The following is a 17,852-nucleotide window of genomic DNA, read 5'->3' as shown; positions in this document are numbered from 1 at the left end:
GTTGTGAACACGCGATACTCCCGGCAAATCCTGTTTCCTCCGATTGGCCGGACCGGTCAGGAACGGCTTCTCCGCAGCCGCGTGGCGATCGTCGGCATGGGCGCGCTGGGAACGGTGCTGGCCAACCATATGGTCCGGGCCGGGGTCGGTTTTGTCCGCCTGATTGACCGCGACTTTGTGGAGCCGAGCAACCTGCAGCGGCAGATGTTGTACGACGAAGACGACGCCCGCCAGCACCTGCCCAAGGCGATAGCCGCCCACGCCAAGCTGACGAAGATTAATTCGGAAGTGACAGTCGAGCCGGTGGTGGCCGACCTGACGGCTCACAATGCGGAAAAGCTGTTGCCCGACGTCCAGCTCGTGCTGGACGCCACAGACAACTTTCAGGTTCGCTATCTGATCAATGACGTCTGCGTCAAGCACGGCATTCCCTGGGTGTACGGCGGAGCGGTCAGCGCCACCGGCACGTTTACGGCCATCCGGCCGGGGATTACCCCCTGCCTGCGCTGCCTCTTTCCGGAAGCGCCCAATCCGGGGGAAATGCCAACCTGCGACACGGCCGGCGTAATCGGTCCGATCATTCACATCGTCGCCTCTTACCAGGCGACGGAGGCGTTGAAACTGCTGGTGGACGATCAGGAAGCGCTCAATCCCCATCTGGAGCACTTCGACATCTGGGCCAACCGTCACCAGCAGATCCGCGTACAAAACGGGCGGCGAGCCGACTGCCCGACCTGCGGACAGCGTCAGTTTACCTGTCTGATGCCGGACACTCAGGAGGGACAGGCTGTCTCCTTGTGCGGTCGCAACACGGTGCAGATTTCGCCTGCGGCCGACGCGCAGCTCGATCTGGACCAACTGGCGGAACGGTTGGCGCCGTTGGGGCACATCGAGCGAAACAGATTTCTCCTCCGCTTTCACGTCGACCCGCACACGCTGGTCGTCTTCCCCGACGGACGCGTGCTGGTGCAGGGTACAGACGACATCAGTCTGGCCCGGACGCTGCATGCGCGGTACATCGGTGCGTAAAAGGCGGCGAAAACCAGCCATCCTTTCGCTGCCACCTGCCACCGCTGGCTTATGACTGCGCGGCAGGGATCGCCGGCTTTCGTGGTCGGCAGCCCGCAGCCGTATAACGGAACCATAAAATAATAAGGAAGCGATTGCATAACTTCCCCCGCCGCTGTCATACGGATGGCGGCCATTTTTTTCAGGCTGACCGAGGAGAATAATCCCAGCCAAGGGAGTTCATGGCGCATTACATTTACCTGATGGGGTTATAGTAAGTCTGGAACTTTCTTCGAACGTATGCATAACGCTGCACCATGTTTTTTTCACTGATTTTGTGCAGCCATCATGAATTTTGGGGTAGAAGCCGAGCAGCAAATCGAGTATAATAGGGGCGTATCGAAGAAACGAAACTGCGTTTCATCAGATGAAACTCCAAGTAAAAAAGGGAGGTTGTGCACTTTGGCTAAACACGATGCTTACAACGTGAAGTCTTCCCTGCAAGTGGGCGGCAAGACGTACGCATACTACCGCCTGCAAGGCTTGGAAGAGCAAGGAATCGGCGAAGTTTCCAAGCTGCCGTTCTCCATTAAAGTGCTGCTGGAAGCGGCTGTGCGTCAATTTGACGGCCGCGCCATCACCAAGGAACACGTGCAACAACTGGCCAACTGGACAAAAGGCCGCGACGAAAACAAGGAAGTTCCGCTCATGCCGGCCCGTATCGTTCTGCAAGACTTTACGGGTGTACCGGCCGTCGTCGACCTGGCAGCGATGCGCATTGCGATGAAGCGTGCCGGCGGCGATCCCAAACGGATCAATCCGCTCGTTCCGGTTGACCTGGTTATTGACCACTCCGTCATGGTTGACGACTTCGGCAACGACAAGGCGCTGGAAAACAACATGAAGCTGGAATTCGAACGCAACCAGGAGCGCTACCGCTTCCTGCGCTGGGCGCAAACTGCGTTTGACAACTTCCGCGCTGTTCCGCCGGCAACCGGTATCGTGCACCAGGTAAACCTGGAGTACCTGGCAACAGTGGTGGCAACCCGCGAAGTAAACGGCGAACTGGTGGCCTTCCCGGACTCCCTCGTCGGCACCGACTCCCACACCACCATGATCAACGGTCTGGGCGTGCTGGGCTGGGGTGTTGGCGGTATCGAGGCGGAAGCCGGCATGCTTGGCCAACCGCTCTACTTCGTCACTCCGGAAGTTGTCGGCTTCAAGCTGACCGGCACCCTGAAAGAAGGGGCAACCGCAACCGACCTGGCGCTGACTGTTACACAAATGCTGCGTAAAAAAGGCGTGGTCGGCAAATTCGTTGAGTTCTACGGCCCTGGCCTGTCCAACATTTCGCTGGCAGACCGCGCGACCGTTGCCAACATGGCACCTGAGTACGGTGCAACGATGGGCTTCTTCCCTGTCGACGCCGAAACGCTCAACTATCTGCGTCAAACCGGCCGCAGTGAAGAGCAAATCGCCCTGGTGGAAGCCTACACCAAAGCGCAAGGCCTGTTCCGCACCGACGACACGCCGGATCCGGTCTTCACCGAGACTCTGGAACTGGATCTGTCCACCGTCGTGCCCAGCCTGGCTGGTCCGAAGCGTCCGCAAGACCGCGTCGAACTGACCAACATGAAGGAATCCTTCAACAACAGCCTGCGCACGCCGATCGAGAAAGGCGGTTTCGGCCTCTCCGAAGAAAAGATCAAGGCAGAAGCAACTGTCACCTACCCGAACGGCGAGACGGCAACTCTGAAAACCGGTTCCGTCGTCATCGCAGCCATCACGTCCTGTACCAATACATCCAACCCGAGCGTAATGCTGGGCGCCGGTATCCTGGCGAAAAAAGCTGTGGAAAAAGGACTGAAAAAACCGCCGTTCGTAAAGAGCTCGCTGGCTCCGGGTTCCCGCGTCGTAACCCAGTACCTGATCGACGCCGGCCTGATGGATTCGCTCAACGCGATCGGTTTCAACGTGGTCGGTTACGGCTGCACCACCTGCATCGGTAACTCCGGTCCGCTGCCGGAAGAAACCAGCAAGGCAATCGCCGACAACGACCTGACCGTGGCAGCTGTTCTGTCCGGTAACCGCAACTTCGAAGGCCGCATCCACGCGCAGGTAAAAGCGAACTACCTCGCTTCCCCGCCGCTGGTTATCGCGTACGCCCTGGCCGGCACCGTGGACATCGACCTGACAAAAGATCCGATCGGCACTGGCAAAGACGGCCAGCCGGTTTACCTGAAAGACATCTGGCCGACGCCGCAAGAGCTGGCGGAAGCGATGAACAAGGCGATGAATCCGGAACTGTTCCGCGCCCAATACGCGAACGTGTTTACGCAAAACCAAGCGTGGAACGAAATCGACGCACCGAAGGGCGACCTGTACGAGTGGGATGTAAACTCCACCTACATCCAGGAGCCGCCGTTCTTCAAAGACCTTACCGGCGATGTCGGTCACATCGAAGAGATCACCGGCGCACGCGCACTGGCTCTCTTGGGTGATTCCGTCACCACCGACCACATCTCGCCGGCGGGCAACATCTCGCCGACCAGCCCGGCAGGTCTGTTCCTGCAGTCCAAAGGCGTGGAACGCAAAGATTTCAACTCCTACGGTGCTCGCCGCGGCAGCCACGACGTGATGATGCGCGGTACGTTTGCCAACATCCGCATCCGCAACCAAATCGCTCCGGGCACCGAAGGCGGCGTAACCAAGTACCTGCCGACCGGCGAAATCATGTCCATCTATGATGCATCCATGAAGTACCAGGCAGACGGCACGCCGCTGGTGGTACTGGCCGGCAAGGAGTACGGTACCGGTTCTTCCCGTGACTGGGCCGCAAAAGGTACGTTCCTGCTCGGCATCAAGGCGGTCATCGCAGAAAGCTTCGAGCGCATCCACCGCTCCAACCTGGTGGGCATGGGCGTGCTCCCGCTGCAATTCGCCGACGGCCAAAGCTGGAAGTCGCTCAACATCGACGGTACGGAAACGTTTGACATCGTCGGTCTGAACGACAACGTACAGCCTGGCCAACGCCTGAAAGTGAAAGCAACCCGTCAGGATGGCAGCCAGTTCGAGTTCGACGTCATCGTCCGTCTCGACTCGATGGTGGATGTCGACTACTACCGCAACGGCGGCATCCTGCAAACCGTCCTGCGTCAACTGCTGGACGAAGGCAAACCGGTAACGGCGTAACCAATAACATTCCTTACAGCACCCGCATGAAACAGGCAAGCGAATGCTTGCCTGTTTTCATTTTCAGCGTGTAGACAAAGTCCGTGGCGAATGGGTGATCGGGCTCTCTCGCTCTATTGAGGCCCATCATTCCATGCCATATACTTTTTCTCCACCTTCGGTTTATCAATGTGCAGGCCTTCCTGCCTGGAAACGATGGTAGATCGGTTGCTTTGGAACCTTCTTGATAAAAAGGCACATTGTCTTCAGCCCCAGGCACTTCTTCATGATGGAGTGCCTTTTTTTGTGCACAGCTGGACGGGGCAAAACAAAAAACGACCAAATCAGCGGATTCGTACGTCAGCTGAGGGACGGCATTAGAAAGCCGGCACAACCCTCCGTTATTCTTATTCTCGGTAAATTTTTTCACATCCGGAGAGTTCAGCTCTTTCGCCAGCTTTTGAAAAATCCGTCATCACATAGGTTCTAGTGTTCTTAATCACATTCATTTAACAAAATACCTCTGTTTACAATTATTGGTTTTTAGGTGTGTATTTGAATTGATGTAAATTTTTAGAAGGAGGAAACTCTATGTCGCGCAAAAGGGTTAAAGTTGCAGCTGGTCTATTTACGATTGTTGCTTCACTCTCTTTCTTTACTACTAGTGCATTTGCAAACTTCCTAGGGGGGAAGTGGGAGATCTCAAACATTATTTATGAAAACATTAATTTAGAGAAAAAGTACTCTCGCGTTCTTTGGACTGCTGTTGATAAATGGAATGGAATTAGTAGTAGTTTTGATCTTTCACCTGCTGATTCGGATGAAACTGGTTATGTTGCAGTAAAACATCTACCTAGAGCAGAAGATAATTATCTTGGCTGGAGTGGCACTTATGGTTACGCAATCCCCTATGATGACAGAGGAAGAGAGAACCGTTCTCCATATGCATCAGCCGATGTTGTTATTGTACGATATTTATGTGACAAACTGGACGAGGATGACACTATTAACATGATTACCCATGAATTTGGTCATGTTCTTGGGCTTGCACATATAGATAGTAGAAAAATTGATTCTATTATGGACTATGCAGACGTATTTGACTGGGATATAGACGGACCAACAAGTTACGACAAGAAAAATATTCGCGAACTCTACGGTCGATAATTTGAAAGGATGTGTTATCAGTGAAAAAAATGATAACGACTGTGACTGTAGCCGCAATGGTTGCAGGTGTTGGAGCGGGATTAGCCTATAAAGAACTGAACAGTGCAAGCAATCATAGTGTTGCATTGGCTAAAACATTCTCATCGATAGACGATATTGTGAAAGATGCTAAAGTAATCATAAAGGGTAAAGTACCCAAAGAATATCGAAAAGAAGTTGTAGGTGAAATCGTTTTTCATGTTTATGATGTTCAGGTTATCAAGTTGTATAACAACCTCACCGATCAAGAGATTAAAGAAGGGGAAACTGTCGAGATGTCACCGCCGGGATATAATTGACCCAGGTTCGCCGGAAAGAAAATGACCCACCCATAGCGAATATATCCCCTTCGTAATTAACGGCCAAGTTAATCTTCGGAGGGAGACACATGCTAAGGAGTGGGATAGTGATATCGTTACATACCATGAGGGCAGAAGGCAAGAGTATTCGTGAAATTGCCCGTCTAACGGGGCATTCTCGAAATACAGTTCGCCGATATCTCCGGGGTGAATTCTCCCCGAAAAGGGAACCCGTAAATCTCGTGGTTCCAAGCTTGATCCGTATAAACCGTTCCTGCAGGAACGTCTTCAAGAAGGTATCTATAACTGCGAGGTTTTATTCGATCTTCTACGAGAAAAGGGGTATACCGGGGGACGTACCATCTTGAAAGACTATGTGAAGGACTTCCGTCCTCCCAAACAAGTTCCCGCTGTTCTTCGTTACGAGACGAAACCTGGTGAATATGCACAGGTCGACTGGGGACTGTGTGATTACGTAGATTTGGACGGTACAGTCCGAAAAGTGCCGGTATTTGTCATGGTATTGGGGTACTCTCGTTCCACCTATATAGAGTTCACTAAGCGTTGTGACATTCACAGCTTTCTTCGTTGCTTGATTCATGCTTTTGAATATTTTGGGGGCATCCCAAAGGTAATGCTGACCGACCAGATGAAAACCGTCGTACTGGGCATGGGAGATGATCGAAAACCTCGCTGGCATCCGCTTTTTGCCGACTTTGCTGCAGCGATTGGGCTTGTTCCAAAAGTATGCAAAGTTCGACGCCCCGAAACAAAGGGAAAAGTGGAACGAGGCGTTCAATACGTAAAAAACAACTTTCTTCCTGGCAAACGCTTCGTTGATTTACAGGATCTCAATCAACAAGCCCTACACTGGTGCGAGCGGATTAACCGCCGTATTCATGGAACAACCGGCGAACGTCCCATCGACCGACTCCGTGAGGAAAATCTGTCGCCTATCCCTTCAGCTGAACGATGGGAAAAATACTTGCATGAACCGAGACAGGTCAGCCGAGACGGATTTGTTAGCTACGATGGTGTACGATATGGGGTTCCATGGAGGTACAGTGGACGTGAGGGTACCGTGCGAGAAGTGAATGGGTGGGTGGAAATCTGGGCCGACGGCACATGTATTGCTCGACACCAAAAGGTCTATCGATCCCGTGCAACTGTTTTTTGTGAAAACCAGTATGCAGGTCTTACGACTGCTCAAGGATATGCCTATCCACGTCCGCAAGCCCGACAGATTTCATCGCAGCAAGTGGAAGTGCGTTCGCTGGATGTCTATGAGCAGCTGACGGGGGTGGGAGCATGATTGAACTGGAACAGGCACGGCTACGTCTTGAGGAACTTGGGCTTCAGCAAGCGGCTCTACTCTTGGATGCCCATTTGGAAGCGGCAAGTCATGGACAGCCCACCTATCTGTCCTTTCTCAACATGCTTCTAGATGCAGAGATAGCGGAACGTCAAAAACGGAATATGGAGGTACGCACCAAACTCGCACACTTGCCTTACCGAAAAACGCTGGAGGAGTTCGATTTTGCTTTCCAACCCAGCATTGACGAACGGTTGATTCGAGAGCTGGCCACGATGACTTTTGTAACCCGACACGAGAATGTCTTGTTCTTAGGGCCTCCCGGAGTAGGAAAAAGTCATCTGGCGGTGGCGTTGGCTGTAGAAGCCATCTCGCAAGGGATATCCGTTTACTTTGTCAGTCTCTCGCAACTCATCGAAGATCTGCGAAAAGCTTACACGGAAAACAGGCTGGATAAACGCCTACGCATCTATATTCGACCAAAGCTCCTGATTATTGACGAAATTGGTTACTTACCGTTTGACAGTTTGGCAGCTAACCTCTTTTTCCAGGTAGTAAGTGCAAGATACGAGAGAGGGAGTATTCTGTTGACCAGCAACAAGAGTTTCGGTGAATGGGGGGAACTGATGGGCGATCCGATACTTGCTACGGCTATCCTGGATCGGCTCTTACACCATTCCCACATCGTCAATATTAGGGGGAATAGTTACCGACTTCGTGAGAAGATGAGGACTGGAGCCTACGGCTCCCCCTCTACCACCTAACCAACAAAAAATCGCCGGGTGGGTCAATTCTAAACCGGCGATGGTGGGTCAAAATAAAGTCGGCGTTGAACGAGATGTACCGCCTCGTCGGTGTAGAAAGCAAGGATGGTAAAGATATGGCGAATATTGTTGCACCTAAATATCATTCCCTCCACGAAGGAGAATACCTCTTATTTCTTAACGGACAATTCGACGATAATCTAAATAAATTAATTCTTATACCCAACACGCCAAATCAGCTATTTAAAGCGGAAAAATCCAGTAGGTTGGCCTCCTGGAAATCAAATAACACTGAATTTGAAAATATCACAGAGGACGATGCTCTTCCTTCAATAAACGAGGCAGATCTATTGGATGCAATTGATTCACTAAAGTAATTCTTTCTAGGCACTTCTTCATGAAGTGCCTTCAGCTTGTAGTCAAAGTCCGTACATGGGTGATCTGACCCGCTCGCTCTCGTGACGACCAGCAAAGAAGCTGGCAGGGTCCGCTTCAAAACGCGACGCGGGCAAGGGGAAACATCTGGGTAGTTCGACGAAGTGAGACTTGTGCCCCCTGTTTTTCCCCGCGTCTTTCGTTCGTTTTTCTGCTGAGCAGGTAGTCAAAGGAGCTCGCTTGGCCCATCACTCCATGTACGTTTTCTCCACCTTCGGTTTATCAATGTGCAGGTCTTTCCGACCGGAAACGGTTTCCAGGCAGAACTCAATGATTAAAAGTACAGTTTGACAGGCAAGCGAATACTTGCCTGTTTTTTTAGAAAAAACCATCCCATATAAAAAACAGGCGTCTGTTTGCCTACAGACGCCTGTTTTTTCGGCAACAAAAAAGCTGCCGGACGTACCCGACAGCGCGCAGCTTCGTTTTGAACATAATCGCTTTCGTCGTGTGCTATTTCATCATTTTGCCCATCCGGTACGCAGCCTCCATGATCGGACGGGCAAATTCGCGCATTTTTTCCGGCGTCAACCGGTTGGATGGCCCGGACGCGGCAATGGCTGCCACCAATTTGCCGTTGCGGTTAAATATCGGGGCAGCTACGGCGGCGGCCCCCAATTCCCGTTCCTCCACGCTGGTGGCAAACCCCTGCGCCCGAATCTGCTCCAACTGCTCCAGGTACGCCTCCCGATCGATCGAGTCCGGCCAGTTGGGATCGTTCAGCACAGCCTGGAGCACCTCCGGCTCGGCGTACGCCACCAGCACCTTGCTGGACGCGCCCACGAAAAGCGGCATGCGTGCTCCAATGGGAGCCACCCGGCGGATCGGCTGGTTGCTCTGCACCGCCTGGATGCGAATCCGCTCGTTGCCGTCCCGCACGTACAGACTGATGGTCTCGCCCACCAGGTCGCGCAAACGCTCCATCTCCGGAAGCAGAACGGTGGCAGGGTCATCCGAATGGGTCAAATTGGCCGAAAGCTCCCAGATCCGAAAGCCGAGCCGGTATTTCTCCGTCTGTGCGTCGCGGATCAGGAAGCCTTTGTTTTCCAGGGTCGCCAGCAGCCGATGCACCGTACTTTTATGCAGGGAAAGGCGGCTCGCGATCTCGCTGAGGCCCAGATCAGTCGAATCCGTGAAACAGAGCAGGATGTCCAGCGCACGCTCCACCGCCCGCACGTTCGTTTTTGCCTCTTCCATCTGTTCTCACCCGCTTTCATGTTGGAATGTCACCGATCGTTTCACTAGATGAAATATGGTTCTACTCTTCAGTATAGAAAAAAGGCGGACACACGTAAAGCGAAAAAAAGCGCCGTTCCAGGTAGTAAAACGATGGACGGCCGCATCGTTCCTGCAGGGGACCCGCCATACTGCCCCCAACAGCAAAAGGCAGCCGCCTTGAAAGCGGCTGCCTCAGACTGAAGACAAACGGTTCATTGAATAAGTGTCCATAAGAAAATGATTTCCAGGCCGGAAGGCCTGCCCATTCATCAACCGAAGCGGAAGACAATGTGCATCGCATGGAGGGATGGGCCAAGCGAGCTCCTTTGACGACCGACTCAGCGGAAAAACGAAGACGCGGGGACCAACAGGGGACACAAGTCTCACTTCATCGAAACACCCAGATGTTTGTCCCCTGCCCGCGTCTCGTTTTGGAGCGGACTTCATCCGCTTCTGTGCTGGACGTCAAGCGAGCGAGCGGGCCCGATCTCCCATGCGCCGCGAACTTTGTCTACACGCTGAGGTAGCCGCCTTGAAAGCGGCTGCCTGTGTATGTCCATCGGTACGGGAATGTCTGGCGCTTGTTAGAAATCGAAATTGTCGGGGTCGGGACCGAACCGCTTGTTTTGGTTCAGCGCGCTGATCCGCTCCATGTCTTCGCTGCTCAGCGTAAAATCGAATACGTCCGCGTTTTGACGGATGCGCTCCGGCGTGACCGATTTCGGGATGATAACCACGCCGTTTTGCAAATGCCAGCGCAGGACGACCTGTGCGGGCGTCTTGCTGTACTTCTCACTCAGTTCTGTCAGCAGCGGCAGGTCCAGATTGCCTTTCATCAACGGGCTCCACGCTTCCAGCTGGATGCCGTTTTCCTTGCAGTATGCGCGCAGTTCCCGCTGGGTCAGAAGCGGATGGCACTCCACCTGGTTTACGGCCGGCACGATCTCGCTCACCTTGCGCAGCTCCTCCAGATGGTGCACCTGGAAGTTGCTTACGCCGATCGCCCGCACGTATCCTTCACGATAGAGCTTCTCCAACGCCTTCCACGTCTCCAAATACTTTTCCTTGACCGGCCAGTGCACCAGATAGAGATCGAGGTATTCCAGGCGGAGCTTTTTCATGCTCTCGTTAAACGCCTTCAATGTCGTCTCGTACCCCTGATCAGCATTCCACACCTTGGTCGTGATGAACAGCTGATCGCGGGCGATGCCACTGTCCTTGATCGCTGTGCCGACGCCGGTCTCGTTTTCGTAGATGGCCGCCGTGTCAATGCTGCGGTAGCCCACTTCGATGGCGGTGCGAACCGCCCGCTGCACTTCTTCCCCTTCTTTTGCCTTGTAGACGCCCAGACCCAGCCACGGCATGCTGACTCCGTTGTTCAATACAGTGCTGTCTCCGATATGCGTTGCCATTTGGATCTCCTCCCGTCTTTTCCAATATGTATAAGCGTATATAGTGTAACACAACCATACTTCCAAAAAAAGGCGGTAACTGTTTGGAATCCGCTTTATCCGGAGATGGGCGACCTCACCGGATGCCTTCTCTTTCATCAGTACAACCGCTTTGTATAGCTCTCCTGCAGCGCTTCCTCCACTTGCTTGCCGGTAGTAATCCCTGGGGCGTTCATGTTAATGTGGTCGGCCAGCACCTGGGCCATGGCCGGCAGCTGCTCCCTGTCCAGCCACGCTTCCGGCTGCCAGAGGCCAGAGCGCTTGAACGCCTTGGCACAGTGGACGAAGCACTCCTCCACCCGCACCCCGATGCCAACGGCCGGCACTTTGCCGTTTACCGCCATCCGGCTCAGAATGTCGGCGTCCCGGATGACGCAGGCCCGGCCGTTGACGCGCAGCGTCTCTTCCAGACCGGGGATGAGAAAGATCACCCCTACCCGGGGATTGGACAGGATGTTGCGCATCGAGTCCATCCGCCGGTTGCCGGGTCGTTCGGGAATGACCAGGTGAAAGTCATCCAGCACGTGCACAAAGCCCGGCCCGTCCCCGCGCGGCGAGGCGTCGCAGTTTCCGGCGGCGTCTGCCGTGGCCAGCACGAGAAACGGCGATTTGGCAATAAACGCACGGCAGTGCCCGTCCAGGCGGTCAATCGCCTTGCGCCGGACCAGTTCCCTCGGTTCGCCCAACAGTTCACGCAGCTCCGCCTCGGCGGTCACCACGTCCTTAAAGATCGTCTTGTTATCCATCCTGTACACCTCCAGCTCAACTTTTCCATGCTGCTTTCGACTACCACACAAAATCGTCCAACGTTTGCGTCAATGACACGTGGGACATGGGACGCGAAATCCCCCGCACATCACGCTGCTCATCACGCGAAGCGGGTATCGGAGTCTGCCGGTCTGGGACAGGCTGTCATGGCTATCCCCTGACTTCCAGCAATACTTTCCCTGTGCTTTGTCTGCTCTCCACCCACTCGTGGGCTTTGGCCGCTTCTTCCAGCGGAAACCGCCTCCCGATCCTGATGCGCAGACGCCCGTCGGCCAGAAGGCGAAACACCTGCTCCGCCGTATCATGCAAGAGATGGGGACGCATTTTCCGGGTCGTGCCGAAGCTGAATCCGAGCACGGAGCGGCAGCTTGCGTGCAAGTCTTTTGTCGCAAACGTCCCGACGGCCCCGCCTGCATTTCCGAAGTGAACCAGCCTGCCGTACGGAGCGAGGCAGGTCATGCTTTTTTCCGAGACCCATCCGGAAATCGAATCCAGGATGACATTGGCCCCTTCCCCGTTTGTGAGCTGGTTTACCTTTTCCGCAAAGTCTTCCCGCTCGTAGCAGATGACGTGATCCGCACCGGCTTCCAGAGCGGCCGCCGCTTTTGCCTCGCTGCCGACCGTCCCGATGACGAGGCCAGCGCCCAGAATTTTGGCCAACTGGATCGCCGTCGTGCCAATGCCGCCTGCCGCGGCATGGATCAGGACCGTTTCGCCCGGTTCCAGTCTGGCCACATCGGCGAGCAGTTTGTAGGATGTGAAGGAAACGACCGGACAGGCCGCTGCCGTATCCACATCCACCTCGTCGGGGAGTGCAAAGGTGAGCTGTTCGTCCGCGACCGCATACTCCGCGTACGATCCGTGCTGCGGAAACGCAATCACGCGCTGGCCCACCTTGACGCGCTTTACGTCGGCCCCCACCCGCTCGACAATTCCGACCGCATCCAGGCCGGGAATGAACGGGAGCGTGCCTGTCCCCTTTTTCCCGTACCTCGATTTAATATCAGCAAAATTTACGCTGGTTTTTTCGACACGAATTAATACTTGTCCAGAATGGATCTCCGGCAATTCCACGTCCGTGTAGATCATCGTTTCCGGTCCGCCAAACTGCGTGACCACGATCGCTTTCATCCCTTCATTCCCCCCACCGGCCGTTTTTCTATTTATTTCTTCAGGGCTTCCATGTTCGTTTCGTCCAGTCAGCTGCGGGCAGCTGCTTCCGGCTGGGACGTACCCGTGCCCCCTTCGTCACGAAACTGGCGAATGGTCTCAAGCAGTTTCCGCATCGAACTGGACAAAATCGCGTCGCGTCGGCGAATGAACACCGTGGAGACGCGGCCAAACTCGTGCGGAATGGAATGACAGCGGATGCGTCCCGCCTCCTCCAGGTGAGCAACAGCTGCCCTAGGCACGAGCGAGACCCCCAATCCGGAGGCGGCCATGGCCAAAATCGTCTCCAGCGTGCCAAACTCCATGATCCGCGACGGTGTAATCCCTTCCGCCGCGAGCCACTGCACCAGCCGGGCCCGATAGCCGCAGCCGGAGCGAAACACGAGCAGCGGTCTGGATTTGCATTCGTCAAGTGTATGGGAAGCACCGTCGCCGCTCGCGATCAGGACCAGCTCTTCTTCCGTCAACAGCTCCTGGGCAATCTCCGGATGCTCGATCGGTCCGCTGACAAACGCGCCGTCCAACTCATAGGCCAGCACATCGTTCACCAGGTGTTCCGTCACCCCGGTTACCAGCGACAGATCGACGCGCGGATACCGACCGCAGTAGACAGACAGGATCGCCGGCAAGCCGGAGACCGTCTCGACAGAGCCGATCAACAGCGGGCCGGACGGATTCTCCTCGTCCTGAAACGCCTTTTCCATCTCGTCCATCATCGCCAAAATCTTCTGCGCGTAAGAAAGCAGCTTTCTGCCCTCGGGATTCAGCGTCACCCCTCGCGAATGCCGATAAAACAAGGGCGTTCCCAGCTTTCGCTCCATATGCTGAATGCGCGCCGTCACGTTGGACTGCACGTAATTAAGCGCCCGGGCCGCCCGGCTGACGCTGCCGTGTTGAGCGACGGTTTGAAAAATGCGCAGATCACTCAGTTCCACGCCGCTCCTCCCCCTTCCTCTCTCTTCCACTCTGGTATCAATCATAATGATGAGTACAATCATTTTCAATCGTTTTACATGATAAAAATTCCGGAATATGATGGAGATCGTGAATGAGTCAAAGCAATGGAAAGGCAGGCAATCACAGCAACATGAATACCAACCACATTCTCAAAGGGGCATTTTTGTGCCTGATCGCGAGCGTCGCATGGGGAGCAATGTTTCCCGTGGCCGAAAGCGCGTTTGCTCATCTCGATCCGTTTTTCTTTTCCGTCATCCGCTACTCCGCCGTCTCCGTCATCCTGTTGGTCCTCTTGTGGCTGAAGGAAGGCGGGCGGGCGCTTCGCTTTGACGGCCGCGGCGCATCGCTCTGGTTTTTCGGCACGATGGCGTTTACCGTCTACAACCTGTTAATCTTTTGGGGCCAAAACCAATTGGGCACGTCGGGCGTGATTCTCGCTTCGGTGATGGAAGCGCTGATGCCGATGATTTCGGTGCTGGTGCTGTGGATCTGGAGCCGGAAGCAGCCGGCGCCGTTTACTGTCGGCTGCATCGCGGTGGCCCTGGTCGGCTGCTTTCTGGTGATTACCAAAGGGGATTTGCACGCATTTCTCCTGGGAACCGACCGGCTGTTTCCGGTTCTCGTGATTTTTGTCGGCGTCCTGGGCTGGGTCATCTACACGATTGGCGGCAATGTTTTCGCCGAGTGGTCCGTACTCCGCTACTCCACACTGAGCTGCGTGCTGGGCACCGCCACTTCGCTTGCAATCGTTCTCGTGCTGTCTGCTTTCGGCATGTTGTCCGTCCCTGCGCTGCCGTCGATCTGGTCGGCCGGCCCCGAGCTTGGCTTCATGATCCTGGTCGCCGGCGTGCTGGCACTGGTCAGTTGGAATGCGGGCGTGAAGCTGTTGACGCCAATCAACGGCATCCTGTTTATCAACTTCGTGCCCGTCACCACCTTTGTCATCTCCGTGATGCAGGGGTACCGCCTCACCCTGTTTGATGTGGGGGGAACGCTCCTGATCATCGCGGCGCTGATCGCCAACAACCTTTATCAGCGCAGACAGCTCAAGCTGTCCGCCGCGGCCGCCCGCGCAACCTCATAAAAAATCGTTCGCTGCATTGGGCAGCACCATCCTCGTCCGTGCAGCAAAAAAGACCACCTGACGTCAAGGTGGTCTTTTCAATATCTATTTGTTGATGCTGTTCAATACATCGTTCCATTGTGATTCATGGTCTTTGGAGATGACACTTCCCTGTCTAGTCGTCAGCCGGAAATCCTTTTCTCCCTTCAAGAACACCAGGTATTCCTTGCCTACCTCCACATCAGCCGGCAAATTGATGATGGCACTGTCCTGATCGAGCTCTCCTTTGTACGCTTGCAAAATGTCTGCCGTAACGGTCTTTACATACTCGTTTTCATGCACGACTTCCACAGGCATGACATGAAGCACAAAATCGGACTGATCTATCAATTCTTCCGTACTGCTCGCCTTCTCTACGATGTGAACGTTCTTTTTCGTCAGCCGCTTTGCCTCCGGAGAATTTTGAATGTAGGTCACCATGTCGTCTTTCTTTCTGTTCATCACAATGTTTTCATTGCCACGTAATTGATTCTTGTCGATTTCAATGATCGTCTCCTCTCCGATCGGCGTATAGACAGGCCGGGGATACAGCTCATGTTCCCAGTATTCCAGAAACAACAAATACTCTTTCCCTTTTTTCAACGCATCTTTCGCTTCATACACATCAATTGACTTCGCGTTTACATTCCCTTTCAATTCCGTTTTCACAGCGACAGTGTATCGGTAGGTGTTGGTGCTGCTGAATTTCGCTTCATCCACTACTTCGCCAATCACGACATGGTCAGAAGCCTTTACGGCATCGTCTACGTTTGTTATTGCTGTCACGGTTTCTCCTTCCCTGCTGGTAATGTGCAAAGAAGCATCACGATGATCCGGCGTGCAACCCGTGATTACAAGCAGGGACAGGGTGGCCATTGTGAAAACTTTCTTCAGCTGTTTCACAATAAAATCCTCCAATCTTGACAGGATTAATATATTTGAACAAGATGATTCTTATCCCTCGAAGTCAATGTGGTTACTTCGCTGGCGGTCCCATACATGACATCATTTGAATTGCTGGAATGTCCACGCCAGCCAAGAGCGTGCCCGAATTCATGAGTGGTTGTTTTTTTGTAACCGTTTGAAGTTTTTCCGTCTATTTGCACGATATATACGTTCACAGGTGAGCCGATTTTGTAACTTTTCTTCAGTGACGTACCGTATTGCCAATCGCCTTCATACGTTAATGTTCCATCATAGACAGTAAGACCAGTATTTGAACTGCTCAAACTTGGTTCCATTGCTTTCAACGTATTGTACGTTCCCCCGTAAATATTTATATTCGCATCAGATTTTTCATCAACTCCATCACTTGAAATCCCTGCTGTGCGCCATTGACTCATCGCGTGGCTAACATAGGATGCGAAAGCAGAAGTCGTTATGCTCTTGTCCATCATCCCTGCCCACACATACCGTTTCGTACTCCACCTACTGATAATATCCTTGTCGGAGTACCAATAGGAGATCTTTCCCAACGTCGCAGCATAGGCAATGCCAGCACTTGAGGAAACAATTCCCATACAAACCGCTAGGAGAAGCAACGTTTTCTTCAATGTTCAACACCACCACAAATTCCAAATTTTTCTACAAAAAACATATTAAATCATATTATTAGAAAACACAACAAGAATATGTATTTTTTGCCAATTAATAATGACGTTGACTGAACACGTACGGCTGTAAAACACGAAACGGAAGCAAGTCCCCTATCTGGGGCCGCTTCCGTTTTCGTCGTTCGCTTCTCCATGACCATCGAATGCAGCAGTGCGGCCGCTTGTCAATCCGCCTTCAAATCCGCCTTCAGAACGGCCATTCCAATTTGGTGCCAATCACGTGGTCGAGCGGAATAAAGCCGATGTCCCGACTGTCCCGGCTGTTGTTGCGGTTGTCCCCCATCACGAAGATGTGGTTGTTGGGCACGACGACTTTTTCCAAGCCGTCGTACTGGGCTGTCTCCTTGATGTACGGTTCGTCCAGCGGCTTGCCGTTGCGGTACACCTGGTGATTCTTAAATTCCAGGACGTCGCCCGGTTTGCCGATTACGCGCTTGACGTACATGAAATCTTCCTTTTGATTGCCCAGCATCAGGTGAATCAACGGATGGTTCATCAGGTCATCCCGGATTGTGCGCTCTCGGTTTACACGGCTGTCGATCACGACGATGTCGCCGTAATCTGGCAGGTACGAAAAGGTGTGGGAGAGTTTGGACACGTAGATCCTCTGCTGATCATGCAGCGTCGGGTCCATGGAGTGGCCTTCCACCTTGAACGGTTGGAAAACGAAGACGCCCAGAACCAGCGCCAGCAATGCCGCGAAGACGATGGAACTAATCCAATCCCAAATCTCTTTGAGCTTCACAAGCAGCCCGCCTTTCGTACAAGTTTGTCTACCACGTATGATAGCACAAACTCGGCTGCAAATTAACCGGGCCAGCTCGCTCCCCCTCTCCCCTTCACGGCAGCCCGCGAAATCCCCGTGAATTTCCCCGGACAACCGTCAAGCGATTACCTCCACATCGGGGTTGTAGCGCCGCACATACCAAAGCAGATCGTCTCCGCCCACCCCGCTGGACGCCGGATGATGCGGCTGCTGCATCAGATGGCTGACAAGCTGTTTTGTCCCTCTCTCCAGCCGTTTACGCGCCGCATCCGGCAGCGTCAACACGTGCGGCACGAGCAGCTGCAGGTACCAGACCCCCCGCTGCTCCTCGGAAATGTCAATCTCCAGTTCGATATCACTGCTGTCAAATGCAAACAGATGGTTGAACAGCGACTCTCTCGCGTTCGCGTCCAATTCCGACACGTCAAGCCTTTGCACACTCAGGTAATACTCGTCATTGAACAGGACAATCTGTTCGTCAATCGGTTGGTACTTCTTTTTCAGCGGGTCCATGTGCGTACCTCCGTTTCTTTTCGTGATATTTTTCAGAATAAAACGACAATGGGGGTTTCAGCAAGATCTGTCTGTCTGTTTGTGCACACTCACGACCTG

Annotated in this window: 16 protein-coding genes and 1 pseudogene; 8 read left to right on the top strand and 9 right to left on the bottom strand. The window is 53.6% G+C overall.

Translation table 11 applies throughout. From position 1 onward, the window contains the following. Positions 1–3: 3 nt before the first annotated feature. The 7 genes and pseudogenes from Q7F15_RS05010 to Q7F15_RS04980 all read left to right on the top strand — a co-directional run bounded on the left by Q7F15_RS05010 (position 4) and on the right by Q7F15_RS04980 (position 8,137). Positions 4–1,029 carry a ThiF family adenylyltransferase gene (locus Q7F15_RS05010; RefSeq protein WP_304415192.1) on the top strand — a complete coding sequence of 342 codons (1,026 nt, stop codon included), beginning with the start codon at positions 4–6 and terminating at the stop codon, positions 1,027–1,029. A 441-nt stretch (positions 1,030–1,470) separates the two neighbouring features. Continuing rightward, positions 1,471–4,200, top strand: a complete 2,730-nt coding sequence (acnA, locus tag Q7F15_RS05005; protein ID WP_212133110.1) for an aconitate hydratase AcnA — start codon at positions 1,471–1,473, stop codon at positions 4,198–4,200. A 570-nt stretch (positions 4,201–4,770) separates the two neighbouring features. Further along, positions 4,771–5,346 carry a zinc metalloprotease gene (locus Q7F15_RS05000; protein ID WP_171567353.1) on the top strand — a complete coding sequence of 192 codons (576 nt, stop codon included), beginning with the start codon at positions 4,771–4,773 and terminating at the stop codon, positions 5,344–5,346. A 20-nt stretch (positions 5,347–5,366) separates the two neighbouring features. Then, positions 5,367–5,684, top strand: a complete 318-nt coding sequence (locus tag Q7F15_RS04995; protein ID WP_304415191.1) for a hypothetical protein — start codon at positions 5,367–5,369, stop codon at positions 5,682–5,684. Between the two features lie 89 nt (positions 5,685–5,773). Then, a pseudogene (gene istA / locus Q7F15_RS04990) lies at positions 5,774–6,996 on the top strand (IS21 family transposase). Continuing rightward, the gene (istB, locus tag Q7F15_RS04985; protein WP_008409491.1) at positions 6,993–7,760 is read left to right on the top strand and encodes an IS21-like element helper ATPase IstB; all 768 of its coding nucleotides are present in this window, start codon (positions 6,993–6,995) and stop codon (positions 7,758–7,760) included. Before istA ends, istB begins: the two are co-directional and overlap by 4 nt. 116 nt (positions 7,761–7,876) lie before the next feature. Continuing rightward, a complete protein-coding gene (locus Q7F15_RS04980; RefSeq protein ID WP_304415190.1) occupies positions 7,877–8,137 on the top strand; it encodes a hypothetical protein in 261 nt (86 codons plus the stop codon). A 511-nt stretch (positions 8,138–8,648) separates the two neighbouring features. Here the strand turns inward: Q7F15_RS04980 and Q7F15_RS04975 are convergent. From Q7F15_RS04975 to Q7F15_RS04955, 5 genes are all read right to left on the bottom strand, one after another. Further along, positions 8,649–9,392, bottom strand: coding sequence for an IclR family transcriptional regulator (locus Q7F15_RS04975; RefSeq protein ID WP_212133561.1), 744 nt, complete (start codon positions 9,390–9,392; stop codon positions 8,649–8,651). A gap of 605 nt (positions 9,393–9,997) precedes the next feature. Then, on the bottom strand, positions 9,998–10,825 hold the full coding sequence (locus tag Q7F15_RS04970) for an aldo/keto reductase (protein WP_171567513.1): 828 nt from the start codon (positions 10,823–10,825) through the stop codon (positions 9,998–10,000). A 137-nt stretch (positions 10,826–10,962) separates the two neighbouring features. Continuing rightward, positions 10,963–11,610, bottom strand: a complete 648-nt coding sequence (locus Q7F15_RS04965; protein ID WP_212133563.1) for a pyridoxamine 5'-phosphate oxidase family protein — start codon at positions 11,608–11,610, stop codon at positions 10,963–10,965. 172 nt (positions 11,611–11,782) lie between these two features. Further along, positions 11,783–12,763, bottom strand: coding sequence for a quinone oxidoreductase family protein (locus Q7F15_RS04960; RefSeq protein WP_212133565.1), 981 nt, complete (start codon positions 12,761–12,763; stop codon positions 11,783–11,785). A 68-nt stretch (positions 12,764–12,831) separates the two neighbouring features. After that, positions 12,832–13,737 carry a LysR family transcriptional regulator gene (locus Q7F15_RS04955; protein WP_171567511.1) on the bottom strand — a complete coding sequence of 302 codons (906 nt, stop codon included), beginning with the start codon at positions 13,735–13,737 and terminating at the stop codon, positions 12,832–12,834. A 152-nt stretch (positions 13,738–13,889) separates the two neighbouring features. On the opposite strand from Q7F15_RS04955, the gene Q7F15_RS04950 reads away from it, so the two are divergent. Beyond that, positions 13,890–14,843: a DMT family transporter gene (locus tag Q7F15_RS04950; protein ID WP_171567518.1), complete on the top strand. Its 954-nt coding sequence runs from the start codon at positions 13,890–13,892 to the stop codon at positions 14,841–14,843. An 84-nt stretch (positions 14,844–14,927) separates the two neighbouring features. On the opposite strand, the gene Q7F15_RS04945 is transcribed toward Q7F15_RS04950, so the two are convergent. The 4 genes from Q7F15_RS04945 to Q7F15_RS04930 all read right to left on the bottom strand — a co-directional run bounded on the left by Q7F15_RS04945 (position 14,928) and on the right by Q7F15_RS04930 (position 17,753). Beyond that, positions 14,928–15,647, bottom strand: coding sequence for a hypothetical protein (locus Q7F15_RS04945; RefSeq protein WP_171567510.1), 720 nt, complete (start codon positions 15,645–15,647; stop codon positions 14,928–14,930). 143 nt (positions 15,648–15,790) lie between these two features. Beyond that, a complete protein-coding gene (locus Q7F15_RS04940) occupies positions 15,791–16,414 on the bottom strand; it encodes a matrixin family metalloprotease (protein WP_304415189.1) in 624 nt (207 codons plus the stop codon). A gap of 247 nt (positions 16,415–16,661) precedes the next feature. Next, positions 16,662–17,219, bottom strand: a complete 558-nt coding sequence (gene lepB / locus Q7F15_RS04935; RefSeq protein ID WP_438286233.1) for a signal peptidase I — start codon at positions 17,217–17,219, stop codon at positions 16,662–16,664. A 138-nt stretch (positions 17,220–17,357) separates the two neighbouring features. After that, positions 17,358–17,753, bottom strand: coding sequence for a hypothetical protein (locus Q7F15_RS04930; protein WP_212133567.1), 396 nt, complete (start codon positions 17,751–17,753; stop codon positions 17,358–17,360). Positions 17,754–17,852 lie beyond the last annotated feature (99 nt).

This window comes from Brevibacillus aydinogluensis (assembly GCF_961514395.1).
Taxonomy (GTDB): Bacteria; Bacillota; Bacilli; order Brevibacillales; family Brevibacillaceae; genus Brevibacillus; species Brevibacillus aydinogluensis.
Note: the sequence above shows the minus strand (reverse complement) of the source record. Positions and strands in the feature narration are given on the sequence as shown.

Coding starts and splice junctions, on each gene's coding strand:
- Q7F15_RS04960 (WP_212133565.1), bottom strand. CDS start 12,763: ATGAAAGCGATCGTGGTCACGCAGTTTGGCGGACCGGAAACGATGATC.
- Q7F15_RS05000 (WP_171567353.1), top strand. CDS start 4,771: ATGTCGCGCAAAAGGGTTAAAGTTGCAGCTGGTCTATTTACGATTGTT.
- Q7F15_RS04965 (WP_212133563.1), bottom strand. CDS start 11,610: ATGGATAACAAGACGATCTTTAAGGACGTGGTGACCGCCGAGGCGGAG.
- Q7F15_RS04970 (WP_171567513.1), bottom strand. CDS start 10,825: ATGGCAACGCATATCGGAGACAGCACTGTATTGAACAACGGAGTCAGC.
- Q7F15_RS04950 (WP_171567518.1), top strand. CDS start 13,890: ATGAATACCAACCACATTCTCAAAGGGGCATTTTTGTGCCTGATCGCG.
- istB (WP_008409491.1), top strand. CDS start 6,993: ATGATTGAACTGGAACAGGCACGGCTACGTCTTGAGGAACTTGGGCTT.
- Q7F15_RS04975 (WP_212133561.1), bottom strand. CDS start 9,392: ATGGAAGAGGCAAAAACGAACGTGCGGGCGGTGGAGCGTGCGCTGGAC.
- Q7F15_RS04930 (WP_212133567.1), bottom strand. CDS start 17,753: ATGGACCCGCTGAAAAAGAAGTACCAACCGATTGACGAACAGATTGTC.
- Q7F15_RS04980 (WP_304415190.1), top strand. CDS start 7,877: ATGGCGAATATTGTTGCACCTAAATATCATTCCCTCCACGAAGGAGAA.